At 72.6% G+C, this 25,073-nt stretch carries 19 protein-coding genes; 11 read left to right on the plus strand and 8 right to left on the minus strand.

Going from position 1 to position 25,073, the window contains the following annotated elements; all coding sequences use genetic code 11:
* The first annotated feature begins 42 nt into the window (after positions 1-42).
* From ACTWPW_RS10745 to ACTWPW_RS10760, 4 genes are all read left to right on the plus strand, one after another.
* Positions 43-5,952 (plus strand): beta-ketoacyl synthase N-terminal-like domain-containing protein, encoded by a 5,910-nt coding sequence (locus ACTWPW_RS10745; RefSeq protein ID WP_443168583.1) that lies wholly within the window; start codon positions 43-45, stop codon positions 5,950-5,952.
* Positions 5,949-7,247 (plus strand): crotonyl-CoA carboxylase/reductase, encoded by a 1,299-nt coding sequence (ccrA, locus tag ACTWPW_RS10750; protein ID WP_443168584.1) that lies wholly within the window; start codon positions 5,949-5,951, stop codon positions 7,245-7,247. The genes ACTWPW_RS10745 and ccrA overlap by 4 nt, the downstream gene beginning before the upstream one ends.
* Before the next feature lie 117 nt (positions 7,248-7,364).
* Positions 7,365-8,837 carry an AAA family ATPase gene (locus ACTWPW_RS10755; RefSeq protein ID WP_443168585.1) on the plus strand — a complete coding sequence of 491 codons (1,473 nt, stop codon included), beginning with the start codon at positions 7,365-7,367 and terminating at the stop codon, positions 8,835-8,837.
* A complete protein-coding gene (locus ACTWPW_RS10760) occupies positions 8,834-10,021 on the plus strand; it encodes a tetratricopeptide repeat protein (RefSeq protein ID WP_375116869.1) in 1,188 nt (395 codons plus the stop codon). The genes ACTWPW_RS10755 and ACTWPW_RS10760 overlap by 4 nt, the downstream gene beginning before the upstream one ends.
* Positions 10,022-10,050: 29 nt before the next feature.
* On the opposite strand, the gene ACTWPW_RS10765 is transcribed toward ACTWPW_RS10760, so the two are convergent.
* On the minus strand, positions 10,051-11,031 hold the full coding sequence (locus ACTWPW_RS10765; RefSeq protein ID WP_375116868.1) for an aldo/keto reductase: 981 nt from the start codon (positions 11,029-11,031) through the stop codon (positions 10,051-10,053).
* A 62-nt stretch (positions 11,032-11,093) separates the two neighbouring features.
* On the opposite strand from ACTWPW_RS10765, the gene ACTWPW_RS10770 reads away from it, so the two are divergent.
* The 3 genes from ACTWPW_RS10770 to ACTWPW_RS10780 all read left to right on the plus strand — a co-directional run bounded on the left by ACTWPW_RS10770 (position 11,094) and on the right by ACTWPW_RS10780 (position 13,450).
* Positions 11,094-11,972 (plus strand): LysR family transcriptional regulator, encoded by an 879-nt coding sequence (locus ACTWPW_RS10770; RefSeq protein ID WP_443168586.1) that lies wholly within the window; start codon positions 11,094-11,096, stop codon positions 11,970-11,972.
* Positions 11,973-12,003: 31 nt separating this feature from the next.
* On the plus strand, positions 12,004-12,204 hold the full coding sequence (locus ACTWPW_RS10775; RefSeq protein ID WP_364116914.1) for an EF-hand domain-containing protein: 201 nt from the start codon (positions 12,004-12,006) through the stop codon (positions 12,202-12,204).
* Positions 12,205-12,268: 64 nt separating this feature from the next.
* Positions 12,269-13,450: a helix-turn-helix domain-containing protein gene (locus tag ACTWPW_RS10780; protein ID WP_375116866.1), complete on the plus strand. Its 1,182-nt coding sequence runs from the start codon at positions 12,269-12,271 to the stop codon at positions 13,448-13,450.
* Here ACTWPW_RS10780 and ACTWPW_RS10785 read toward each other — a convergent pair.
* On the minus strand, positions 13,434-13,862 hold the full coding sequence (locus ACTWPW_RS10785) for a PPOX class F420-dependent oxidoreductase (RefSeq protein ID WP_443168587.1): 429 nt from the start codon (positions 13,860-13,862) through the stop codon (positions 13,434-13,436). The two genes, ACTWPW_RS10780 and ACTWPW_RS10785, sit on opposite strands and share 17 nt — an antisense overlap.
* A gap of 89 nt (positions 13,863-13,951) precedes the next feature.
* On the opposite strand from ACTWPW_RS10785, the gene ACTWPW_RS10790 reads away from it, so the two are divergent.
* The 3 genes from ACTWPW_RS10790 to ACTWPW_RS10800 all read left to right on the plus strand — a co-directional run bounded on the left by ACTWPW_RS10790 (position 13,952) and on the right by ACTWPW_RS10800 (position 18,511).
* Positions 13,952-14,884: a nucleoside hydrolase gene (locus tag ACTWPW_RS10790; protein ID WP_443168588.1), complete on the plus strand. Its 933-nt coding sequence runs from the start codon at positions 13,952-13,954 to the stop codon at positions 14,882-14,884.
* 28 nt (positions 14,885-14,912) lie between these two features.
* Positions 14,913-16,574, plus strand: coding sequence for an alpha-amylase family protein (locus tag ACTWPW_RS10795; protein WP_375116863.1), 1,662 nt, complete (start codon positions 14,913-14,915; stop codon positions 16,572-16,574).
* A gap of 182 nt (positions 16,575-16,756) precedes the next feature.
* Positions 16,757-18,511 (plus strand): bifunctional metallophosphatase/5'-nucleotidase, encoded by a 1,755-nt coding sequence (locus ACTWPW_RS10800; protein ID WP_443168589.1) that lies wholly within the window; start codon positions 16,757-16,759, stop codon positions 18,509-18,511.
* Here ACTWPW_RS10800 and ACTWPW_RS10805 read toward each other — a convergent pair whose 3' ends face one another.
* From ACTWPW_RS10805 to ACTWPW_RS10820, 4 genes are all read right to left on the minus strand, one after another.
* Entirely contained in the window at positions 18,512-19,252 is a 741-nt protein-coding gene (locus ACTWPW_RS10805) for a cytochrome d ubiquinol oxidase subunit II (protein ID WP_375116861.1), read from the minus strand. It lies immediately after the preceding gene.
* Positions 19,253-19,264: 12 nt separating this feature from the next.
* Entirely contained in the window at positions 19,265-20,515 is a 1,251-nt protein-coding gene (locus ACTWPW_RS10810; protein ID WP_443168590.1) for a cytochrome ubiquinol oxidase subunit I, read from the minus strand.
* A gap of 97 nt (positions 20,516-20,612) precedes the next feature.
* Complete coding sequence (locus tag ACTWPW_RS10815) at positions 20,613-21,281, minus strand: response regulator transcription factor (RefSeq protein ID WP_364116896.1); 669 nt, start codon at positions 21,279-21,281, stop codon at positions 20,613-20,615.
* Positions 21,278-22,414, minus strand: a complete 1,137-nt coding sequence (locus tag ACTWPW_RS10820) for a sensor histidine kinase (RefSeq protein ID WP_443168591.1) — start codon at positions 22,412-22,414, stop codon at positions 21,278-21,280. Before ACTWPW_RS10820 ends, ACTWPW_RS10815 begins: the two co-directional genes overlap by 4 nt.
* A 69-nt stretch (positions 22,415-22,483) precedes the next feature.
* On the opposite strand from ACTWPW_RS10820, the gene ACTWPW_RS10825 reads away from it, so the two are divergent.
* On the plus strand, positions 22,484-22,705 hold the full coding sequence (locus tag ACTWPW_RS10825) for a hypothetical protein (protein ID WP_364116892.1): 222 nt from the start codon (positions 22,484-22,486) through the stop codon (positions 22,703-22,705).
* Positions 22,706-22,784: 79 nt separating this feature from the next.
* Here ACTWPW_RS10825 and ACTWPW_RS10830 read toward each other — a convergent pair whose 3' ends face one another.
* Both ACTWPW_RS10830 and ACTWPW_RS10835 read right to left on the minus strand, forming a co-directional pair.
* On the minus strand, positions 22,785-23,690 hold the full coding sequence (locus tag ACTWPW_RS10830) for a fatty acid desaturase family protein (RefSeq protein ID WP_375116858.1): 906 nt from the start codon (positions 23,688-23,690) through the stop codon (positions 22,785-22,787).
* Between the two features lie 442 nt (positions 23,691-24,132).
* The gene (locus ACTWPW_RS10835) at positions 24,133-25,029 is read right to left on the minus strand and encodes a hypothetical protein (protein WP_443168592.1); all 897 of its coding nucleotides are present in this window, start codon (positions 25,027-25,029) and stop codon (positions 24,133-24,135) included.
* Positions 25,030-25,073 lie beyond the last annotated feature (44 nt).

Here is a 25,073-nt window from a genome sequence, read left to right on the forward strand (position 1 = left end):
TGGGTAGGTTGGCCGATCACCCCGGATGCATGGGAGTGATCCATGGACGTACCCGGCGCGGACGAGATCCGTCGCTTCCTCGTGGAGCGGCTCGGCGAGCACGTGGATCCCGATCGGCCGCTGGGCGAGTACGGGCTCTCCTCGCGCGAGGCGGTGGCGGTGGCCGGCGAGCTGGCCGGGCTGCTGGGCAGGGAGCTGAGCCCGACGCTCCTGTGGGAGCACCCGACGATCAACCGCCTGGCCCGGGTGCTGGCCCCCGAGGATCCCCCGGCACCGGCCGCTCCCGCTCCCGGCGAGCCCGTCGCCGTGGTCGGACTCGGCTGCCGGTTCCCCGGCGCGCACGGGCCCCGGGCGTACTGGGAGCTGCTGATCGAGGGGCGCGACGCGGTCGGCGAGGTGCCGGCGGGGCGGTGGGAGGCGTTCGACGACGGGTCTGCGCGCACCGGGGCGGTGCTGGCGGGCACCACCAGGCACGGAGGGTTCCTGGACGACGTGGCCGGGTTCGACGCGGAGTTCTTCGGCATCGCGCCGGGCGAGGCGGCGGCCATGGACCCGCAGCAGCGGCTGCTCCTGGAGACGGCCTGGGAGGCGCTCGAACACGGCGGCATCGCGCCCAGGTCGCTGGCCGGGACGCGTACCGGGGTGTTCACCGGCATCTCCGGCAACGAGTACGCGTACCTGACCGCCTCCGACCTGGCCTCCGTGGACGCCTGGACGGCCACCGGCGCCTCCCCCGGCATCGCCCCGAACCGCCTGTCCTACCTCCTCGACCTGCGCGGCCCCTCCCTGGCCGTGGACACCGCCTGCTCCTCCTCGCTCGTCGCCACCCACCTGGCCGCATCGAGCCTGCGGGCCGGCGAATGCGACCTGGCGCTGGCCGCCGGGGTGAACCTGCTGCTGTCGCCCGTGGTCACGGTGGCCTTCGACCGGGGCGGCGGCACGGCCCCGGACGGGCGTTGCAAGGCGTTCGACGCCTCGGCCGACGGCATGGTGCGGGCCGAGGGGTGCGGGGTGGTGGTGCTCAAGCGGCTGGCGGACGCCGTCCGCGACGGGGACCGGGTGCTGGCGCTGCTCGGCGCGACCGCCGTCAACCAGGACGGTCGCTCCAACGGCCTCGTCGCGCCCAACCCCGAGGCGCAGGAGGCGCTACTCAGGCAGGTGTACGCGGATCGTGGGCCGGACTACGTCGAGGCCCACGGGACCGGCACGTTCCTCGGCGACCCGATCGAGGCCCGCGCCATCGCCGCCGCCGTCCGCACGCCGGTGCTGCTCGGCTCGGCGAAGACGAACCTCGGCCACCTGGAGGCCGCCGCCGGGATCGCCGGACTCATCAAGACCGTGCTCGCCCTGCACCACGGGGTGATCCCGCCCAGCCTGCACTTCCGCCGCCCGAACCCGCACATCCCGTGGGACACGCTCCAGGTCGTCACCGAGCCGACGCCCTGGCCCAGGCCCGACGCGCGGGCGGGGGTGTCGGCGTTCGGGTTCGGCGGCACGAACGCGCACGTGGTCGCGTACGGCCTGCCCGTCGCCGCACCGAGCCCCGGCGCCGTCACTGCCACAGCCGCTGTCACAGCCACTGCCACAGCCACCGCCAAGCACGTCTTCCTGCTCACCGACACCACCGAGGCCAGGGTCCGCCACCATGCCCGCGTGCTCGCGGACGCCACCGAGGCCGGGGCCCGCGCGCTCGGCGGCCGGCCTCCCGGGGCGAGCCTCCGGGATGTCGCGCACACCCTGGCCAGGCGGGCGGGACGGGGCCGGGTGGCCGCCGCCGTGGTGGCCGCGAGCCCGGAGGAGCTGGCCGAGCGGCTGCGCGACCTCCGGCCCGGGCTACGGCCCTTGGAGGGGGTGGCGAAGGGCCCGGTATGGGTGTTCGGCGGCTACAGCCCCCGCCCGCCCGCATTCGACCTCTACGACACCGAGCCCGCCTACCGGCGCACGATCGACACCCTGGCACCGCTGCTGGCGGCCGAGTCCGGGACGGACCTCCACGACCCGGCCCCCGAGGGCGTCGCCGCGATCCAGCCGATCACCTTCGCCGCGCAGCTCGCCCTGGCGAACCTGTGGCGGGCCTACGGCTTCGAGCCGGCCGCCGTGATCGGGCACTCCATGGGAGAGGTGGCGGCGGCCGTGGTGGCGGGCGGGCTCCCGCTGCGGGACGCGGTCAAGGTCATCTGCACGCGGGCCCGCCTCCTCGGCGGCCTGGGCGGGGGCGGCGCGATGGCCGTGGTGGCGGTGGGGGCGGACGAGGTGCCCGCCGACCTGCACGTGGCCGTGTACTCGGCGCCGCGCCAGAGCGTGGTCACGGGGGATCCGGGGCGGGTGGCGGAGTTCGCGGCGGAGGTGGCGGGGCGGGGGCTGTTCGCCAGGACGCTCACCGCCGAGGGCGCGGGGCACTCGCCGCAGGTCAGGCCGCTGCTGCCGGTGCTCAGGGAGGAGCTGGCCACGGTCGCCGGGGAGAAGCCCGGCCTGCCGTACTATTCGACGGTCTTCGAGGATCCCCGGGAGGCGCCGGCGTTCGAGGCCGCGTACTGGGCCGCCGGGGTGCGCCGCCCCGTACGCCTGATGCAGGCCGTGCGCGCGGCGGCCGAGGACGGTTTCACGCTCTTCACCGAGCTGAGCCCCCGCCCCCTGCTGACCGGCGCGCTCCGCGAGACCCTCCCCCCGGCCGCGCTGCTCACCACGGGCGACTTCCACACCCAGGTGGCGACCGCCGCCACCGCCGTCCCGCCGCGTACCAGCGGGCGCGTCGTGGACGTGCCGCACTCGCCCTGGCACCACGTACGCCACTGGGCGGCCGCCGCTCCCCGTCGCCGGCACGTGGAGACACCGACCGGCCACGCCTGGACGACCACCGTCGAGGGCGGGCCGCTGCTCCGGGTCGAGGCGCTGGCCGGGCTCCTCCACTCGCTGGCCGGGGAGGTGCGCGAGGAGGCGGAGCTGCACGACGTCACGCTGCACGCGCTGCTCCCGCTCCCCGCCCAGGTGACGATCACCCTGACGGGTACGGCCCTCTCGCTCTCGGCGAAGAACGCGGCCGGGGTCTGGCACGTGTACGGCACGGCCGGGCTCACCCCTGCCGCCGCCCCCGGCCCCGCCGGGCTGGAGCGGATCCGGCACGTGGCCGTGAGCGGGGCCTTCTCAGGTGCCGAGACCGCGAACTTGCCCCAGGCCGCGGTCCCGGCCACGCTGGACGCCAAGCTGGTCGTACGCGCCTGGGCTCCGCAGCCACCCCGGGGGGCGGGCTCGTCCCGCGCATGGCTCATCCTGGCCGATGAGGGGGATGCGCGGGCGGCCCGCCTCCACTCCCTGCTCACCGTCCGGCCCGGAGCGGAGTCGGTGCTCGTGCTGCCTCCCCGGGGCCTCGACCCGGCCGGGGCGCGGCGGGTGCTGCTGGAGGTCGCCCGGCTGGTCGCCCGGGGTGCGCGGGTCACGATCGCGACCGAGCGGGCGCAGGCCGTGCTGGAGGGGGAGCGGCCCGATCCCGGTCCGGCGGCGCTGCGCGGGCTGGTCAGGGTCCTCGCCCTGGAACGTCCCGAGGCCCGCGTCACGCTCGTGGACTTCGACGACCTCACCGACCTGGCGGCGGAGCTGTCCCGCGACACCTCGGGCGGCACAGGGGGCGGCACAGGGGGCGGCACAGCGGGCGGTACAGGGGACGGCGCGGCGGGCGGCACAGCGGGCGGTACAGGGGACGGCGCGGCGGGCGACGAGGTGGCCTGGCGTGGCGGGCTCCGCTACTCGGCCCGCCTGCGCCGCGCCCCGCTCCCACCTGCCCGCCCGGACCCGGTCGTCGGCCCGGGAGCGTACGTGATCACCGGCGGGACCGGTCACCTCGGCCGGCTCGCCGCCCGCTGGCTGGCCGGACGCGGCGCCACCCGCGTCATCCTGAACGCCCGCTCCGGCTCGCCCGCCGACGGGGTCATGCGGGTGGTGACGGGTGATCTCGCCCGGCCCGGTACGGCGGAGCGGCTGGTGGTGGCGGCGACGGCCGGAGGGGTACGGCTGCGCGGCGTGATCCACGCGGCCGGGGTCCTGGACGATCGGCTGATCGACGACCTGGATCCGGAGAGCCTCCACCGTGTGTGGGCCGCCAAGGTCGACGGCGGCCGGCGGCTGCACGAGGCCACCAGGGAGCTGGACCTGGACTGGTGGGTGGCGTTCTCGTCGGCGGCCGGGCTGCTCGGGTCCCCGGGGCAGGCGGCGTACGCGGCGGCGAACGCCTGGCTGGACGGGCTGTGCGAGCTGCGCAGGGCCGAAGGGTTGCCGGGGATCAGCATCGCGTGGGGGCCGTGGGCGGGGACGGCGGCCGGGGCGCTGCCCGCCGTGGCGCCGCTGACGGCGGAGGAGGGGATCGAGGCGCTGGAGGCGCTGATCCAGCGGGGGTTGTCGGCGGGGGTGGTGAAGGTCGATGCGGGGCAGGCGGCTGCCGTCTTTCCCGAAATATCCCGCATACCGTATTTCTCCGACTTCACCGCCGCAGCCGAGGAGCCCGGGAAGTCCGGCCGCGCCCGGGGTCTCGCCCCTGCCCGGGGTCTCGCCCCTGCCCGGAATCTCGTCTCTGCCCGGGGTCTCGCGGCGCCGGCTCCCGGGGAGGTGCCGGCCGCCGTCAAGGAGCGGGTGGCGGTCGTGCTGGGGGTGGCGGCGGAGCGGCTGGGCGAGGAGACGGTGCTGACCGACCTGGGCCTGGACTCCCTGGCCGCGACCCGGTTGCGCGGCATGATCGAGCACGACCTCGGCGTCACCGTGCCGACCGCGCCGCTGCTCACGGGCGCCACCGTGGGCACCCTCGTGCGAACGGTCGAGACCGGCCTGAAACCGGCGGTGCCGGGCCGGGAGGGTGCCGCGACGGCGGCGGATGCGCCGGCTCGGAACGGCGGCGGGACGGCCCCGGACGGGGTGCCGGACGTCCGGGCGGCGGACGTCCGGGCGGTGGGCGTCGGGGCGAGGGACGCGGCGGAGCGGCAGGTGGTGCGGGTGCTGGCCGGGCTCCTCGGGCGCGAGCCGTCCGTCACGGAGCCCGTCGCGCCCGGCGTCGTGACCCGGGCTCTCGACCACCTGGGCCGCGAGCTGGGCAGGCCGATCCCGCCGCCCGAGCCGGGTCCGGTCAGCGCGGCGGGGCTCGCGGACGTCGTACGGGCTCTCGACGAGGCGGAGGCCGGGCGGGAGAGCCCGCGCCCCCTGAACGCGGTCACCACCGGACGGCCGCTCTTCCTCGCCCACCCCGCCGGCGGCACCACCGGTGTGTACGCGCTGCTCGCCGACCGGCTCCCCGTCCCGGTCCTCGGCCTCGAACGCCTGGACGGCGCCGGTGACATCCACGAGCGCGCGGACCGCTACGTGGCGGCGATCAGCGGCACGGGGCCGGGACCGTACCGGGTCGGCGGGTGGTCGTTCGGCGGCGTCCTGGCGTTCGAGATCGCCGGCCGGCTGGGCGACGAGGTCGAGCTGGTGGCCATGATCGACGCGGGGCTGCCGGAGCCGGTGCCGGAGGCGGCCAGGCGCGGGATCGAGGCCCGGCGTTACGCGGACTTCGCGGCCTACCTCCGCAAGACGTACGGCGTGGCCGTGCACCTCGACCCGGCCGAGCTCGCGGACCTGGACGAGCCGGCCCGGACGGACCTCGTCCGCGCCAGGCTGTCGGCGGCCCTCGACGTGCTGCCCGCGCCCATCCTCCGCCACCAGCTCACCTCCCACGAGGACACCAGGGCCCTCGAACGCCACCGCCCGGCCCCGTACGACGGCCGGGTCGTCCTCTACCGCTCCACGGAGCCCACCCCTTGGGCCGTACGGGACCCCCGCTACGCCCACGACGGCGACCCGGCCAGGGGCTTCGCCCCGTACAGCGCGAACCTGGAGATCATCGAGGTCCCCGGGTCGCACCACCTCGACCTGCTCGATCCCCCGCACATCGAGGTCATCGCCGAGCACCTGAGAGGACTGCTATGACGCTGGCAGAGGCAGTGGTCGCGGGCGCGGCGCCCGCCGAGCTGGAGCGCCTGGACGTGCCCACGACCTACCGGGCGGCGCACCTGCGCAAGGACGAGGTGGGCATGTTCGAGCAGGGCGCCACCGACAAGGACGTGCGCAGGACGTTGCACGTCGGCGAGGTGCCCATGCCGGAGCTGGCCGCGGACGAGGTCCTGGTGGCGGTGATGGCCGGCGCGATCAACTTCAACACCGTGTGGTCGGCGATGTTCGAGCCGATCCCGACCTTCGCGTTCCTGGAGCGGCTGGGGCGCACGGACCCGAGGCACGACCTGCCGACGCACGTGCTCGGCTCGGACGCGGCGGGCGTGATCGTCCGGACCGGCGCGGCGGTACGCAGGTGGCGCCCCGGCGACCGGGTGGTCACCAGCCCCGCCTACGTGGACCCCGAGGATCCGGTCGTCCAGCACGACGGCATGCTGGCGGCCGACCTGCGGGCCTGGGGCTTCGAGACGAACTTCGGCGGCCTGGCCGACTTCGCCGTGGTCAAGGCCACCCAGCTGCTCGCCAAGCCCCGGCACCTGAGCTGGGAGGAGGCGGCCTGCAACATGTTGTGCGCCTCGACGGCGTACCGGATGCTGGTCGGCGAGCGCGGCGCGCGGATGAAGCAGGGCGACGTGGTGCTGCTGTGGGGCGCGACGGGCGGCCTCGGCGGGTACGGCGTGCAGCTCGTCCGCAACGGCGGCGGCATCCCCGTCGGAGTCGTGAGCTCGCCGGAGAAGGCCGAGCTGCTGCGCCGGATGGGCTGCCCGCACGTCGTGGACCGCTCGCAGTTCGAGGACCTGGGCGACGAGAAGGCGTGGCGGCGGCTGGGAGCCGAGGTCAGGCGGCTGGTGGGGGAGGACCCGGCCATCGTGTTCGAGCACACGGGCCGGGAGACGTTCGGCGCCTCGGTCTATGTCGCCCGGAGGGGCGGCGCGGTGGTGACGTGCGGGTCGTCCACCGGGTACGCCCACGAGTACGACAACCGCCACCTGTGGATGAAGCTCAAGCGGATCATCGGCTCCCACGGAGCGAACTACCAGGAGTGCCACGAGGTCAACCGGCTCATCTCGCTCGGCCTGGTCCACCCCACGCTCTCCACCGTCTACCCGCTGACCGAGGCGGCGGACGCGACCCGCGCCGTGCAGCTCAACCGGCACGTGGGCAAGGTCGGCGTGCTGGCCCTGGCCCCGGAGGAGGGCCTCGGCATCGAGGACCACGAGCTGCGCGCGCGGATCGGCGAGGACCGCCTGCGGCTGTTCCGGACCGGCTGAAAACCCGCCGGACTTGTGTCGGAGCGGAATGCTCCATTACGCCCGACACGAGCATCGCCAATTTCGGTATCTTGCGTAGTTCGAGATGACCGAAACTGCGACAGAAGGGAACGGCACGTGTCAGACGATGCCGGCCTTCAGGCGCTCCGCGAGGCGGCGCGTCTATCTCCGGACAACCTCCCCCTGCGCCAGCACCTCGCCGGCCTGCTCCTGGCCAAGGGCTACCTGGCCGACGCCGAGGCCGAGTTCCGCGCCGCACTCGTGCTCGCGCCCAAGAACCCGGACCTCACGGCCGGGCTGGCGGAGGCGTTCGTCCGGCAGAGCGCCTACGGACCGGCGCTGGCGGCGCTCGAACCGCTGCTGGCCGAGCCCGGCTACCCGCCCCGGCTCGGCATCCTGGCGGCCAGGGCGCTGATCGGCGAGGGCGACATGGGCCGGGCGGCCTACCGGTACTTCGAGGCGATCAACCGGGACGCCTCCCTGGTCGACGCCGAGCTGGCCACCCGGCTGACCCCGGGCGGGCCCGCCTCTCCGTGGCCGACCCCTGCGGCACCTCCTGCGGCCTCCCCGCCCCCGGCCGCCCCGCCACCCCCTTCCGCGCCGCCCCCTGCGGCACCTCCTGCGCCACCACCTGCGGCACCTCCGCTGTACGCGGCGCCCGCGATGGCCGGGCAGCAGCCCGTCGCGGGCGGGCCCGCCACGCGTGAGAGCACCAGCGAGGTGGAGCGCGCCGGGCTGACGTTCGCCGACGTGGCGGGCATGGAGGCGGTCAAGGAGGCGCTGCGGATGAAGCTGCTGCTGCCCATCCAGCAGCCGGACCTGTTCGCCGCGTACGGCAAGCGGGCCGGCGGCGGCGTGCTCCTCTACGGCCCGCCGGGAGCGGGCAAGACCCACCTGGCCAGGGCCGCCGCCGGCGAGCTCGGCGCGGCGTTCGTCAACGTGGGCCTGGCCGACATCCTGGACATGTACGTCGGCTCCAGCGAGCGCAACCTGCACGCCACCTTCGACCTGGCCCGCCGCAACCGCCCCTGCGTGCTGTTCTTCGACGAGGTCGACGCGCTGGCCGGGCGCCGCTCGGACATGCGCCAGGCGCACACCCGGCAGCTCGTCAACCAGTTCCTGGCCGAGCTCGACGGCGTCGACCAGAGCGCCAACGAGGGCGTGCTGGTGCTGGCCGCCACGAACGCCCCCTGGTACGTGGACGGCGCCTTCCGCCGCCCCGGCCGCCTCGACCAGCCGGTGTTCGTGCCGCCGCCGGACCAGGCGGCGCGCGCGGCCATCCTGCGCATCCTGTGCCGCGACAAGCCCCTGGCGGAGATGGACTTCGACGCGGTGGCGCGGGTGACCGAGCACTTCGTCGGCGCCGACCTCAAGGGCGTCGTGGACCGGGCGGTGGAGGCCAAGCTCCAGCAGTCGATCAGCGCGGGCCGCCCCATCCCGCTGGCCACGCCCGACCTGCTGGCGGCCGCCCGCACCGTACGGCCCACGGCGGTCAGGGAGTGGATGGCCACCGCGCGCAACTACGTGATGCACGCCAACGACTCCGGCGCCTGGGACGAGCTGATGCCCTGGGTCAAGGGCAAGTGGTGAAGGTCGCCGACCCGATCCAACGGGCGCGCACGCTCCTGCAGCTGCGCCGCCCGGCCGACGCCGAGCGGGAGCTGCGCGGCCTGCTCGCCCAGGAGCCGCAGAGCGTCACCGGCCACGCCCTCCTGGCGCTCGCCCTGATCCAGCAGCGCCAGGTGGCCGAGGCCGTCGAGGAGGCCCACGAGGCGGTACGCCTCGCGCCCGACCAGTGGTTCCCCCACTACGCCGCCGCCCAGGTGCACTACCGCGCCCGCCGGCCCGAGGAGGCCATGGCCGCCATCCACACGGCCCTGGACCTCCAGCCCGAGTACGCCCCGACCTGGGAGCTGCTGGCCCGCACGCACATGATCAAGGGCGAGTGGACCGGGATGGCGGACGCCGCCCGGCGCGGCCTGCGGATCGATCCGCAGGACTCCGACCTGGTGAGCCTGCTGGCGCTGGCCTGCACGAACCTCGGCGACGCCGGGCAGGCCCAGGCCGCCGCCGCGCACGCCGTACAGCTCGATCCGGAGAGCCCCACCGCGCACTTCGTCCACGGCCGCGTGGCGCTGAGGTTCGGCGATCCCCGGCGGGCGGCGGAGGCGTTCCGCGAGGTGCTCCGCCTGGACCCGGGCTTCGGGCAGGCCAGGGACCTGCTCGTGGCGGCGCTCAAGCAGCGCAACCCGCTCTACCGGCGGCTCTCGCGGCTGCGGGGCAGGTTCCCCGGCGGCTGGCGGCTGATCTTCCTGTTGCCCGCCGTCCCGCCCGTCATCGCGGTCTTCGTCATCCTCGCGGTGCTGCACTGGGTGGCGTGGGTGGCCGAGTCGTGGACCACGTTGCGGCTGGCCCGGGCCAGGACCACCCGGCTGCTGTTCGAGGGGGTCGAGGCGCGGGTGGCCGTGCTGTGCTGCGGCCTGGTGGTGGCGGGCGCGGCCCTGCTCGGTCTGGGTCTCGCGGTCGGCCAGGACGCGGTCGCCACCGCCGGCGCGGCGGTCATGGCCCTGGTCACCCCGGCCCAGGAGGCCGCGCACACCGGCTCGGCGCGCCGCCGGGCGGTCCTGTACGGGTGGGCGGGCCTGCTCGCGGTGGCCGTCGCCGTCTCGGTGGCCGCCTCCGCTCCGGCCGTGGCGCTGCTCGGCATGTACGCCGCGCTGGCCACGGTCTGGCTGGCGACCGCCGTCCGGGGCCGGCTCCCCACCGGGATCTAGAGCCGATCCAGAGCCGACCTAGAGCCGACCTAGAGCAGGGTCCCGCCGCTCACCTCGAATCTGGCCAGGGCCTCGTCGATCCGGGCCAGGGTGTCCGGGTGGAGAGTGAGGTCGGCGGCGGCCAGGTTCTCCTCGATGTGGGCCGGGGTGCGGCTGCCGGGGATCGTCACCACGTGCTCGTCCTGGTGCAGGAGCCAGGCGAGGGCGAGCTGGGCCGGGGAGATGCCGAGCTGCGCGGCCAGCGCCCTGATCGGGGCGTAACGGTCGTTGTTGCCCGCCAGGTTCTCGGCCGAGAAGCGGGGCGCGTTGTGCCGGAAGTCGCCCTCCCCGAGCGCCTGCACCGTGCCGGTCAGGAAGCCGTTGCCCAGCGGGCTCCAGGCCACGATCCCGACGCCGAGCTCCCGCGCGGTGGCCAGCAGGCCGGCGTCCACCGGGCGCCACATCGACCACTCGTTCTGCACGGCCGCCACCGGGTGGACCGCGTGCGCCGCCCTCAGCTGGGCGGCCGTCACGTTGGACAACCCGATGTGCCTGACCAGCCCGTCGCGCACCAGCTCGGCCATCGCGCCGGCGGTCTCCTCGATGGGGACGCCCGGGTCGGGATAGTGGGCGTAGTAGAGGTCGATCACGTCGGTGTCCAGGTTGCGCAGGCTGCTCTCGGCGTAGCGGCGCACCAGGCGGGGCTCCGCGTTCACCCGGAGCTCGCCGAAGGCGTACCCGACCGGGTGCGAGCGGCTCGGCTCGCCCTCCGGGACCGCCAGGCCGAACTTGGTGGCCACCACGACCTCGTCCCTGCGGCCCTTGATCGCGCGGCCCACCAGGCGCTCGTTGTGCCCGTTCGGGCCGTACGCGTCGCTGGTGTCCACATGGGTGCCGCCCGCGTCGAGCGCCGACTTCAGCGCCGCCTCGGCCCGGGCGTCGTCCACCTCGCCGTACACGCCGGGCGACAACACCATGGCGCCGAAACCGATGGCGGGAACCTGCAAGCTGCCGAGTGTGCGTGTCTTCATGCGTGCGATCCTGCCGCGCGACCCGGCGCCGGGTCCAAGACCCTTTGCTATAACCAGTGGCTATGGACGTGCATCTGCGTGAGTTGCGGTATTTCGTGGCGGTGGCCGAGGAGCTGAACGTGACGCGGGCCGCCGAGCGGTTGTTCGTCTCCCAGCCCGCGCTGTCGAAGCAGCTCAGGGTGCTGGAGCGGCAGCTCGGGTTCCCGCTCTTCGAGCGGGTGCCCAGCGGGGTGGTGCTCACCAGGCAGGGCGCGGTGCTGCTGCCGGTCGCCCGTGACCTGCTCGAACGGTGGAACGCCGGGGTCGAGGGCGCGCGGGCGGCGGCGCCCACCGGCACGCTGGTGATCGGGATGCAGACGGCCGTGGGCCGGGGGTTGCAGCAGGAGGCGCTGCGGCGGTTCCGGGCGGCGATGCCGGGGTGGGAGGTGTCGCTGCGGCTGGTCGGCTGGGACGACCCCAGTGGCGGGCTGGCCGACGGGTCCTCCGACGTGGCGTTCATCTGGCTGCCGGTGCCGCCGGGGCTGCGGACGTACGTGCTGGCGACCGAGCGGCGCGGGGTCGCGCTGCCCGCCGACCACCCGCTGGCCGAACTGGCGGAGATCCCGTTCGCGGCGCTGCGCGACGAGCCGTTCATCGCGCTGCCCCCGGCGGCGGGGCCGCTGCGCGACTTCTGGCTCGGGCTCGACGCGCGGGAGGACGCGCCGGTCGTCGGGGTCACCGCCAACACGCCCGAGGAGGTGTTCGAGGCCGTGACCAGCGGGCTCGGGGTGGTGCTGGTGGCGGAGGGGAACGCCATGCTGTACAAGAGACCGGGTATGGCGTACCGGCCGGTTACCGGGCTGCCTCCGGGGGAACTGGCCATTGCCTGGCGCGAAGGGGATGTGAGCCCACAAGTCATGGCATTCATCGACGCGCTACGACATGTCACCACTAAGGTCTGACGCGATATCAGATCACGCGGAAGGGCGACCCATGAGCGATTACGCGACCACCTTCAACCTGATCGACGCCGACAAGGACGGCCGCATCTCCGCCGTCGAGCTCGTCCGGCTGATGGAGGTGCTCGGCCAGCCCGTGACGCTGGAGGCCGCGCAGGAAGGGGTGCTCAAGCTCGACAAGGACGGCGACGGCCTGATCGACGTCGAGGAGTTCGCCGCCTTCCTCCAGAAGTGATAAAAAACAAGCACTTGCTACACATTCTTCTGTTGCCTGGGTCACAATGGCGGCAGGAGGGACGATGGCCAACAAGAGTGACAACAGCGAAAGCCGTACACCCGCGGACATCGTACGAACGCTCAGGTCGGGCATCGGCCGGGTCTCCGAAGAGGTGATCGAGGAGATCCAGGCCCGCATCCCCGAATACGCCCGGCCATCGGACGAGATCTACATCAAGGTCGTGCGGATGGCGGTCGAGCAGGCCATCGAGGGCTTTCTCGACCGCATCGAGCGCCCGGACGCCCCCTGGGACCCCGAGCCGTTCCGCATGATCGGCAAGGGGGAGGCGGCCGAGGGCCGCAACCTGGAGCCGCTGCAGGCCGCGATGCGGCTCGGCGCCCGGGTCGGCTGGCGGCGGCTGACGGAGATCGCCGAACCGCTCGGGCTGTCCCCCCAATCCCTGTACGAGCTGGGCGAGGACATCTTCGTCTACCTCGACCAGCTCGCCGACGCCGCCGCCGAGGGCTTCGAGGAGGCCAGGGCGCACGTCGCCGGCGAGATCGAGCGCCGCCGGGGCCGCCTGCTCGACCTGCTGCTCAGCCGGCCGCCCGCGAGCGCGGAGGCCGTCGCCGACCTGGCCAAGGCGGCCGGCTGGCGGCTGCCCAGGACCGTCGCCTGCGTGGTCCTCGACGACCAGCACGGCCCCTGCCGCGTGCCCCCGCTGCCGCCCGACGTCCTCGCGGGCGCCGACCGGACCGTGCCCTGCCTCCTGGTGCCCGACCCGGCCGGGCCCGGCCAGGCCCAGATGCTGGAGCACGCCCTGCGCGGCCACCGCGCGGCCATCGGCCCCGCCGTTCCGCTGGCCTCGGCCGGGACGTCGCTGCGGTGGGCCGGGGAGGCACTCGACCTGTCGCGGCGCGGCGTGCTGCCCAGAGGGCTGCTGCGGTGCGAGGACCACATGGCCACGCTGGTGGTGTTCAAGGACGAGGAGCTGGTCAGCGCGCTGGCCGAGGTGCGCCTGGCGCCCCTGGCCCACCTGCGGCCCACGCAGCAGGACCGGCTGGCCGAGACGCTGCTGGCCTGGCTCCGGCACGGCAGGGGCGCCGGTGAGGTGGCCGCCAAGCTGCACGTTCACCCGCAGACCGTGCGTTACCGGCTGCGGCAGCTCGAAGAGCTGTACGGTGACCAGCTCGCCGACCCCGACGTGCGCTTCGAGCTGGAGATCGCGCTGCGGGCCAGGCAGGCGGTCATGTCCGGCCGCTGAGCTGGTGCACGGCGCGCCTCGTCTCGTACCAGTCGTCGCCGACCGGCTCCCCGGCCATGTTCCAGCTCCACGAGACGGTCGGCGTGACCCGCGCGTACACGCCCGGCCCGACCAGGCCGACCCGCTCCACCGGGCCCTCGGCCACGCCGTAGACGCGCACCCCGCGCGCGATGAACGGGTCGAACGACACCATGTCGTCCACGACCAGCGCCACCTTGACGTTGCCCGCCCCGATGTTGCGGAACTTCCTGGTGGCGAGCACCTGCTCGCCGGCGCCGCCGATCCAGAAGTGAGTCCCGTCGAACTCGAAGGCCAGCGGTACCACGTCCGGCTGGCCGTCGCCGGACAGCGTTGCCACCCGGGCGAGCGGTTGCGAGCGGAGGTAGGCGATCTCTTCGTCGGTGAACGGCATGCGAGGGTGTCTCCTTCCACGAACAGGGTCGTTTCTGTCTACACGAACGGTTTCCGCCTGGATCGACAGCCGATCTATAGCATGGTCGGATGCCGAAACCGGTGATCCTCGACTGCGACCCCGGACACGACGACGCCTTCGCGATCTGGCTGGCGGCCGGCGATCCCGAGATCGACCTGCGCGCCATCACCACCGTCGGCGGCAACGGCACGCTGACCCACACCACCTACAACGCCAGGGTGGTGACCGGGCTGGCCGGGATCGCGGGGGTGCCGATCTCGCCCGGCGCCGACAGCCCGATGGTGCGGCTGCTGTCGCCGGCCGAGGGGATCCACGGTGCCAACGCGCTGGGCGGCCCCGAGCTGCCGGCGCCCACCGTGGCGGCCGACCCGCGCACGGCGGTCGAGCTCATCAGGGACACCCTCGACGGGGCCGGGGAGGAGGTGACGATCGTGGCCACCGGGCCGCTGACGAACATCGCCATGTTCGTCCGCACCTATCCCGACCGGCTCTCCCGGATCAAGGAGGTGGTCTGGATGGGCGGGTCCACGGGGCGGGGGAACATCACCCCGTACGCGGAGTTCAACTGCTGGACCGACCCCGAGGCCGCCGCGATCGTGCTCGGCTCGGGGCTGCCGTTCACCATGATCGGCCTGAACGTCACCCACCAGGTGCTCATCACGCCCGAGGTGGTCGCCCGGATCGGCGCCGTCGGCAACCGCACGGCCGCCTTCGGCGTCGAGCTGCTCAACTACTTCAACTCCACGTACGAGACCGACCAGGGCATGCCGGAAGGCCCGCTGCACGACCCCGTGGCGGTGGCGCTGGTGGCCCGGCCCGGCCTGGTGACCACCGTCCGGACCAGGCTCGACATCGAGCTGCACGGCACCGAGACGGCCGGGGCGACCAGCGTCGACCTGCTCGGCAAGCTCAGGCGGCCGCCCAACGCGAGCGTGGCCACCGGCGTCGACGTCGAGGGGTTCTGGCGGCTGCTGGAAGACGCCATCCGCGCGCTGTCATGACCGGGGCCGCCCTGGGTAGCGGGAGCGGATGCGACTGACGTACACCTCCGACGTCTGGTGGAAGAACGCCGTCGTCTACTGCCTTGACGTGGAGACGTTCAAGGACGGCAACGACGACGGCGTGGGCGACTTCCGCGGCCTGACGCAGCAGATCGACTATCTCGCGGGGCTCGGCGTGACCTGCCTGTGGCTCATGCCGTTCTTCCCGACTCCCAACAGGGACGACGGCTACGACATCACCGACTTCTACAGCGTCGACCCGCGGCTGGGGACGCTGGGCGACTTCGTGGAGTTCATGCGCACCGCCCACGACCGCGGCCTGCGGGTGATCGCGGACCTGGTCGTCAACCACACCTCCGACCAGCACCCCTGGTTCACGGAGGCACGGTCGGGCCGGGACTCGCCGCGCCGCGACTGGTACGTCTGGTCCGACACCCCCGAACCGGACAACCCCGAGCAGATCGTCTTCCCCGACAAGGAGACCAGCATCTGGGAGTACGACGAGGTCTCCGGCCAGTACTACCTGCACAGCTTCTACCGGCACCAGCCGGACCTGAACGTGGGCAACCCCGAGGTCAGGGACGAGATCGCGCGCATTCTCGGGTTCTGGATGGAGCTGGGGCTGTCGGGGTTCCGGGTGGACGCCGTGCCGTTCCTCATCGAGAACGTCAATCCGAAGCTGGCCGAGCCGCACGAGTTCCTGGCGGACCTGCGGGCGTTCATGACGCGGCGCATGGGCGGGTCGATCCTGCTCGGCGAGGTGAACGTCCCGTATGACGACTTAATTGGATATTTCGGTGATGGCCTGGGTGACCAGATCACCATGTGCTTCGACTTCATCGGCATGCAGAACGCCTGGTTGTCGATGGCCCGCAGCGACGCCGCCCCGCTCGCCAAGGCCCTCCGCGCGCGGCCCCAGCCGCCCAAGGACTGCCAGTGGGCCATGTTCCTGCGCAACCACGACGAGCTGACCCTCGACAAGCTGACGGAGAGCGAGCGGGAGGAGATCTTCCAGGCGTTCGGGCCGAGCAAGGACATGCAGATCTTCGGCCGCGGGCTGCGCCGCCGCCTGCCGACCATGTTCGGCGGCGATCTGCGGCGCATCAAGATGGCCTACAGCCTGCTGTTCTCCCTGCCCGGCACGCCCGTGATCTTCTACGGCGAGGAGATCGGGATGGGGGAGAACCTGGAGGAGGAGGGCCGCATGGCGGTCCGCATCCCGATGCAGTGGTCGGACGACGGCGGCTTCACCCGGGCCGACCCTGTCCGCGAGATCCCGGAGGGCTCCTTCGCCCCCGACCGGGTCAACGTGGCCGACCAGAAGCGGGACACGGACTCGCTGCTGCGCTGGTTCCAGCTGCTGATCGAGCGTTACCGGGAGTGCCCCGAGCTGGCGTGGGGCGAGTACACGGTGCTGGACACGGGCCATCCGGCGGTCTTCGCGCACCGCTGCGACGCCGACGGGGCCACGGTGGTGGTCGTGCACAACCTCTGCGACACGGCGCAGGACGTGCAGCTGCGGCTGGCCGGGCTCGACCGGTGCCTGCTCACCGACCTGCTGGTGGACGGGGCGCTGGAGGTGTCGGGCGAGGGCGTCGTACGCGTGCCGCTGGACCCGCACGGCTGCCGCTGGCTGCGCGCCTCGCCGCCGGAGCTGGCCCCGGAGGACGCCTCGGTCAAGGCCCGGTGACCGGCCAGGCGGACATGGCGAGGGCGGTCCTGCCGCCACGTCGCCGTCGATCCGCCGCTGCAGCGAGTACGCCGAGCTGGACAGCGGCCACGTGGTCGTGCACGAGCGCCCGGCCGAGCTTATGGCGCTGATTAGGGCATTCGTAACCAACGAGTAATTTGTCCTGATTACTCTCCAGCCTCATGCAGACCAAGAAGCTCGCCCTCACCGGGGCCGCCGCGCTGTGCGTGCTGGCCCTGGCGGCGCCCCCCGCGCAGGCCGACCGGCCGGCCAAGACGGTCACGGTCACCGTGATGGGCACGTCCGACCTCCACAGCAACGCCCTGAACTGGGACTACTTCAAGGACGCCGGCTACTCCGACAGCCAGGGCAACAGCGTCGGTCTGGCGAAGGTGTCCTCGCTGGTCAACCGGATCAGGACCGAGCGCGGAGCGGATCACACGCTGCTGTTCGACTCGGGTGACACCATCCAGGGCACCCCGCTGGCGTACTACTACGCCAAGGTCGAGCCGGTGAACGAGACCGGGCAGATCCACCCGATGGCCAAGGCCATGAACGCCATCGGGTACGACGCCGTGACGCTGGGCAACCACGAGTTCAACTACGGTCTGCCGCTGCTGGCCACGTGGGTCGACCAGATGAAGGCTCCCGTGCTCGGCGCGAACGCGGTCCACGAGAAGTCGGGGCGGCCCGCGTACAAGCCGTTCGTGATCAAGACCATGAAGGTCAAGGGCGAGCAGCCGATCAGGGTGGGCGTGCTCGGCCTGACCAACCCGGGCGTGGCCATCTGGGACAAGGCGAACGTCGAGGGCAAGTTGCGCTTCACCGACCTGGTCGAGTCGGCGAAGAAGTGGGTGCCGGTCATCCGCGGTCTCGGCGCGGACGTGGTCGTCGTGACCGCGCACGCGGGCGACAACGGCATGTCGTCCTACGGCGGCGACCTGCCGGTCGAGAACGCCTCCGCGATGGTGGCCGAGCAGGTGCCGGGCATCGACGCGGTGCTGTTCGGGCACGCGCACAACGAGGTCGCCCAGAAGTTCGTGACGAACAAGGCGACCGGGCAGCAGGTGCTGCTGACCGAGCCGGGCAAGTGGGGCCAGCGCCTGTCGGTCCTGGACTTCCAGCTCGCCAAGCAGCGCGGCAAGTGGGTCGTCACCGGCAAGTCCTCGACCACGCTCAACACGAACACGGTCCAGGAGGACCCGAAGATCGTCGAGCTGATGAAGCCGCAGCACGACACCACGGTCGGCTACGTCAACAAGGTCGTGGCCAAGTCGGCGCAGCAGCTGTCGGCGGCCGAGTCGCCGTACAAGGACACGCCGATCCTCGACTACATCCAGCACGTGCAGGAGGAGACGGTCAAGCAGGCGCTGCCGGACAACACGCTGCCGGTGCTGTCGATCGCGGCGCCGTTCAGCCGCAGCGCCGTCTTCCCCGCCGGCGACATCCGGGTCAGGGACGTGGCCGGCCTGTACGTCTACGACAACACGCTCCAGGCGGTCAAGCTGACCGGTGCGCAGATCAAGGACTACCTGGAGTACTCCGCCAGGTACTTCAACCAGCTCGCCCCCGGCGCCCCCGTCGACGTCACCAAGCTGACGAACGCGAACAACACCCCCGACTACAACTACGACCAGCTCTCCGGGGTGTCGTACGACATCGACGTGGCCAAGCCGGCCGGCCAGCGCATCGCCAACCTGACCTACGAGGGCGCGCCGATCCCGGCCGGCAAGGAGTTCCTGGTCGCGATCAACAACTACCGCCAGTCGGGCGGCGGCGGCTTCCCGCACGTCACCGGCGCTCCCGTCGTCTACAACGCGCAGGTGGAGATCAGGCAGGCGCTGATCGAGTACGCCACCGCGCAGGGCACCATCGACCCGTCGGACTTCGCGGTGTCCAACTGGAGGCTGACCCGCGACGGGGTCCCGCTCTTCTAGTCAGAGGTAGGAGGGCCCGGTCACCCGGTGCCTGAACGTCCACCACACCCACGCCTGGGACGCCACCAGCAGCGGGGTCACGGCCAGGACGATCGGCACCAGCACCGGCCCCGACGTGCCGGGCTCCAGCGGCAGCCGGAGCCCGGCCAGCACCCCGACGACCACCATCGCCGCCGAGGTCAGCGCGTACGTGCGGACCTCGCCGGCCCCTCCCGACAGCACGGCCGCCCGCTCGCGCAGCGTCCCCCGCAGCCGCAGCGCCGCGAACGCCAGCCCGTGCGTGAGGAACAGCGCGGCCAGCACCAGCGCGGGCAGCACCGCCACCGGCCCCTCGATCCCGAGCAGGATGCGGGCCAGCAGCAGGCCCCAGCTCAGCGCCAGCCCCCAGCTCCCGGCCACGATCGCGCCGTCCCAGAACGCCTGCCAGCGCGCCCCGGGCACGCGCCCGCGCAGCCACAGGCCCATGTCGCGGATCACCCACGCCAGCAGCAGCGTCACGACCACGGCGTGGTTGCCGTGCAGCAGCTCGCCCTCCAGCTGGGGGAACAGCCCCGCGAGCACGCCCGCCGTGGCCACCAGCCACACCTCGTTGCCCAGGAAGAACGGCGCGATCGCGGCGATCGCCTCGCGCCGCTCGCCCGCCGACCGCCCCAGGTACGGCAGTGCCATGCCCACCCCGATGTCGGCCCCGGCCAGCACCAGGTAGCCGAGCGCGAAGAAGGCCAGAATCAGGATCTCCATGGTCGGCTCCACTCAGAAGGAAGGGACGGGGACGGGGGCGTCGATCGGGCGGTCGCCCAGCGCCACCTCGGCGGGACCGCGCCGGGCGGCCCTGGCCAGCAGCCAGTAGTTGATCACGATCAGCACCGCGAACACGGTGGCGAAGGCGAACGAGGAGAAGCGCACCTGAGCCTCGGTCATCGGTGACATGGCCTCGGACGTCCGCAGCAGCCCGTACACGGCCCACGGCTGGCGCCCCATCTCGCGGAAGATCCAGCCGGACAACATGGCCACGAAGGGCACCGGGATCATCAGCGTCAGCAACCAGTGCCACAGCCGGAACCCGCGCACCACCGGCCGGAAGAACATGAGCAGGCAGCTCAGCCCGGCCACGAACATCATCAGCGCGAACAACGTCATCATCGTGATGCCGCTGGTCTGCACCCACGCCACGGGCGGCAGGTAGTCGCCGGGCCCGTGCCTGGCCACCATCTCGGCCTGCGCGGCGGCCAGCCGGCCGGCGTCGTTCACCCACGCCGCGACCTTGGTGGGCTGCATGGTCTCGAACCCGAGCCCGCCGAACGTCGCGGTGAAGAACGTGGCCGGCAACGCCACCCCCAACCCGATCCGCAGCGACTTGCGGAAGACGTCCTGCTCGGCGGTGCGCCTGCGCAGGTGGTACGCGCTCACCCCGGCCAGGAAGAACCCGCCCACGATCAGCGCGCCGCCCAGCACGTGCCAGAACGCCACCTGCGCCGCCGGGTTGGCCACCATCGCCCCGAAGTCCACCAGCCGCAGCCGGTCCCCGTCGGGCACGTGACCGACCGGGTTCTGCAGGAAGCCGTTGGAAACCATGATCCAGAACGCCGACGCGTACGCGGTCAGCGTCACCACCCAGATCGCCGCCAGGTGCGCCCACCGGTTCAGCTTGTTCCAGCCGAAGATCCACAAGCCCAGGAACGTGGACTCGACGAAGAAGGCCACCAGCGTCTCGATCGCCAGCGCCGAGCCGAACACGTCGCCCGCGTACTCCGTCAGCCCGCTCCACGACAGCCCGAGCTGGAACTCCATCACGAGCCCGGTGACGATGCCCATCGCGTAGTTGATGATGTAGAGCTGGCCCCAGAACCGCGTCATCCGCAGGTGCACGGGATCGCCGCCGAAGGTGGCCCGGGTCTGGATGACGGCCACCAGCGTCGCCAGGCCGAGCGTCAGCGCCACGAACAGGAAGTGCGCGCCCGCGGTGAGCGCGAACTGCAGGCGGGCGAGGTCCACGGTTTCCATGCCCCCGAGCTTCCGGGCACGGCACCGCCCGCCGCGTCATGCCGGGGCGTTCACCTGGCGTACATCCCGGGTCGCACGGGCCGCCCCGGCGTACCACTCAGGGTGTAAGCCAGCCCGGGGTGATGACACCGGCCTCGTAGGCGATGACGACGAGCTGCGCCCTGTCGCGGACGGACAGCTTGGTCATGATGCGGCTGACGTGCGTCTTCGCCGTGGCGGGGCTGAGCACGAGCCGGGCCGCGATCTCGTCGTTGGACAGCCCGGCGGCCACCAGCGTCATGACCTCGCGCTCGCGCTCGGTGAGCGCGTTGAGCTCGGGGCCCGGCTCCGGGCGCTTGACCCGGCCGGCGAACTCGGCGATCAGCCGCCGGGTGACCGACGGGGCGATGAGCGCGTCGCCCCTGGCCACGACCCGGACCGCGTGGATCAGCTCGGCCGGCTCGGTGTCCTTGACCAGGAAGCCGCCGGCGCCGGCCCGCAGCGCGCCGTAGACGTAGTCGTCCAGGTCGAACGTGGTCAGGATGATCACCTTGACGCCGTCGAGCGCCGGGTCGCCGGCGATGCGGCGGGTGGCCTCCAGGCCGTCGAGCTCGGGCATGCGGATGTCCATGAGGACGACGTCGGGCCGGTGCTCGCGCGCCTTGGAGATCGCCTCCGCGCCGTTGGCGGCCTCGGCCACCACCTCGATGTCGTCCTCGTCGCTGAGTATGGACCGGAACCCGGCGCGTACCAGGGTCTGGTCGTCGGCGAGCACTACGCGGATCATCGAGCCCCGTTCGTCGGCTGGGTGAGTGGCAGGCGGGCGGCGACGTGGAAGCCGCCCTCGGGGCGCGGGCCCGCCTCCAGGGTGCCGCCGAGCGCGGTGGCGCGCTCGCGCATGCCCTGCAGGCCGAAGCCGCTGCCCCCGTCGAAGGCGGCGCCCGGTCCGTCGTCCTCCACGCGGATGACGATGTTCCCGGACGCGTTGGTGATCGTCAACGTGGCCCTGTCGGTGCCGGAATGGCGGGAGACGTTCGTCAGCGCCTCCCGGACGATGCGGGCGCCGGCCAGGTCCACCTCGGTCGGCAGCGCGTCGAGCGGCCCCGACAGCTTCGTGCGGACGTCCAGCCCCGACGCCGCGACCAGCGCCTCCACCCGCGCCAGGCTGTCGGCGGGCGCGGTCGGCGCGTCCTCGTCCACCTGGCGCAGCACGCCCAGCGTGGTCCGCAGCTCGCGCAGCGTCTCCTTGCTGGTCTCCTTGATCGTCCGCAGCGCCGCCTCGGCCTCCTCGGGCCGCTTCTTCAGCCCGTGCAGCGCCGCGGCGGCCTGTACGTTGATCATGGAGATGTTGTGCCCGAGCACGTCGTGCAGCTCCCTGGCGATCCGCAGCCGCTCCTCGCCGGCCCGCCGCCTGGCCTCCTCCTCCTTGCTGTGCAGGGCGTCCAGGGCGTGCTGCCGGGCCTCCATGAGGTACGCGCGGCGGTTGCGGGTGACGCCGCCGAACGCGATGGCGGCCACCACCCACCCGGCGATCATGATGAACAGGCTGTCGTCCACGTGCCTGACCCCGCCGGTCTCGCCCACCCCCATGGCCAGCAGCGACAGCGCCCCCGTGGCGATGGCGGGCGCGAGGTGGCCCTGGTCGGCGGCGGTGTAGAGGGCGAGGAAGACCAGCACGATGATCGGCCCGTCGACCCCCGCCCACGGGTAGTAGGCCGCCACCGACACCGCGACGACGATCAGCGCCGCGACGGGATAACGCCGCCGCACCAGCAGCGCGCCGCACGCGATCAGCGGCAGCAGGACGTCCAGCGCGTTCAGCCGGCCGGGGCCGCGCAGGACATGGGTGAGCGCGGTGCCGGCCAGCACGACGACGATCGTCACGAGTGACACGATCGTGCTGGTGGAGGGCCTGCTCATGGCTCCCATTCTGCATGCCGCCCCGGGTGACGGGGTGATCGGCCGGGCGCATCTGGGTAGAGCCCGTGGATGAGCACTAAGGACGAACTCCGGCGGGTCGAAGAGGACCTGGTCCGGTTGCGGGCCGAGAACCAGGAAGTGCGCGACCAGATCCGCGACATGGGCGCGACCGATCAGGTCGAGATCTCAGCGGTGATCAGCCAGGCGGACGAGCAGGTGGAGCTGATCGCCCAGCTCGAACGCCGCCGCGACGGGCTGATCAAGCGGCTGGAAGAGGAGGGCGCCCAGTGACGGGCGCCCTACGGGTTCGACGGCGCAGGGGGACGCCTCAGCGGCGCAGGGGGACGCCTCAGCGGCGCAGAGGGGCGCCTCAGCGGCGCAGGGGGGCGCCGACGTCGTGCAGGTGGCTCAACGCCTGCCCGTACGACTCGACCAGGCCCGTCTGCAGGTAGTCGACGCCGATCTCCGCGCAGTAGCGCTCGACGATCGGCTGCGCCTTGCGCAGGTTCGGGGCCGGCATGTTGGGGAACAGGTGGTGCTCGATCTGGTAGTTGAGCTGGCCGAGCGCCACGTCGGTGAACAGGTTGCCGCGCACGTTGCGCGAGGTGAGCACCTGCTTGCGGAGGAAGTCCAGCTTGTCCTCCTTGGTCAGCACGGGCATGCCCTTGTGGTTCGGCGCGAACGTGCAGCCGAGGTAGAGCCCGAACAGACCCTGGTGGATGACCAGGAACAGCAGCGCCTTGCCGACCGGCAGAATGGTGAAGACCAGGCCGAAGTAGAGGGCGAAGTGCACCAGGAGCAGCGTCAGCTCCACGCCGCGCCGCTTGGTCGTGGGTGCGAGGAGTGCCTTGAAGCTGGCTATGTGGAGGTGCCAGGCCTCGAGGGTGAGCAGCGGAAAGAACCAGTAGGCCTGATATTTCGCGATAAACCGTGGCAATCCTGCGCTTTTAATGGCCTGATCCTGGGACCAGACGATCACGGCGGGGGACACGTCGGGGTCGTGGTCCTCGTGGTTCGGATTGGCGTGGTGGCGGTTGTGCTTGGTGGTCCACCAGCCCCAGCCGAGCCCGACGCCGAGGTTGCCGATGATCAGGCCCGCGATGTCGCTCGGCGAGCGGGTCCTGAACACCTGCCGGTGCCCCAGATCGTGGGCGAGGAAGCCGAGCTGGGTGAAGACCACTGCCATCAGGGCCGCGACGAGAAGCTGCAGCCACGAATCGCCCACCCAGGCGAACAACGCCCAGCAACCGAGGTAGACAATGGCGGCGATGCTCATCCGGATGGCGTAATAAACGGGACGCCGGTCGAGGAGACCGGCGTCAGAGATGTGATGGGCTAGTCGGGCGAAGTCACTGCCTCGAGTGTCGATCGTGCCGGGACTGGCCACAGGTCTCCTTACCTCGCGGTGCAAGTTGCCCTAACCTTGGCGCATCCATGGCAAAACCGGAAGCACGTAGTCAGGGGGAGTGAATTCACCGGCCCACGCTTGTTCCCGGGGGTCGCGACGCCGTGGTCGCGACCTGGGTGTCAGGGGGAGGCCATGCGCTTGACAGGCGGTCAGGAATCCTCCGCCCTAGCGTGGCGTGTGCTCAGCGTATACCCCACGGGGTCATGCAACGTCGCGCCGCGCTCCAGCGCCGCCCGGTAACCGCCGCCACCCAGGCCCGCGTCGGCCCCATCGCGGACACCAGCCCGGACGGACGGCTCGGCAACCGGGATCAGAGGCCGAGCCGCTCCTTCAGCAGCTCGACGGGCAGATGGGGCACCGTGGCCTCGCTGATCTCCGGCAGCCCCACGACCAGCTCCCCCTCGAAGACCCGCAACCCCGCCACCGCGCAGTAACCCCTCATGTGCCGCGGCTCGCCGTTGTAGTAGCCCCCCGAGCCGTAGTCGATCCGTACGCTCTCCAGCGCCGGCCGCGCGCTGGCCAGGCACGCCCCCATCGGCAGCCCCAGCTCCGTCGGCGAGGTGCACGTGTGGGCGTTGCCCGCCACGACGAGCGCGGGCTCGGCGTGCGCGGCCAGCACCTGCTCGGCCATCGAGGCGTCCCGCTGCGACCAGTCCCCGGTGAACGCCCCTCCGTCGAACAGCGTGACCGAGAGCCCCGGCACCGCCTTGAGCACCGCGAAGTGCCCCGCCGTGACGCGCCCGTCGCCGAGCCACCACAGCGGATGGTCGAGCCCCGTCCCGTCGGCCAGGTAGGCGTCGAGCTGCGGTTTCAGGGCCGCGGGCCATTCGAGGGCCAGATGGGTCAGCCCGAGGAGCCTCATGAGCCCGAGGATGACCAGCGGGTTCTCCCTGACCCCGTGGACCTCGCCGAGCAGCAGCAGCCCGGACTCCTCGATCGAGCGCCCGGCCCGGTCGACGGCGGCCCGCTCGGCCGGCAGCTCGTAGTCGTCCGTACGGAACTCGGCGACGGCCTGGAGCAGACCGTCCAGCGTGTCGACGCCTGGCATGCCTCCACCCTGTTCGCCCCGGTCGTCGCGCGCAAGCGCCGGGGGCCGGAGCACCTGCGCGCCCGTCAGGAGGCGGGCGAGCTCCCGGCCGACCGGGACCCGGACTCGCCCGAGTTCGCCGAGCACCACGCGCGGGAGGTCGCGAAGCCGGTGGGCCACCTGCGCGACGTTCCCGCTCCGTAAGATCCGCGCGGGCCGGGCGG

Source organism: Nonomuraea sp. KM90 (genome assembly GCF_052246675.1).
In the GTDB taxonomy this organism is placed as follows: Bacteria; Actinomycetota; Actinomycetes; order Streptosporangiales; family Streptosporangiaceae; genus Nonomuraea.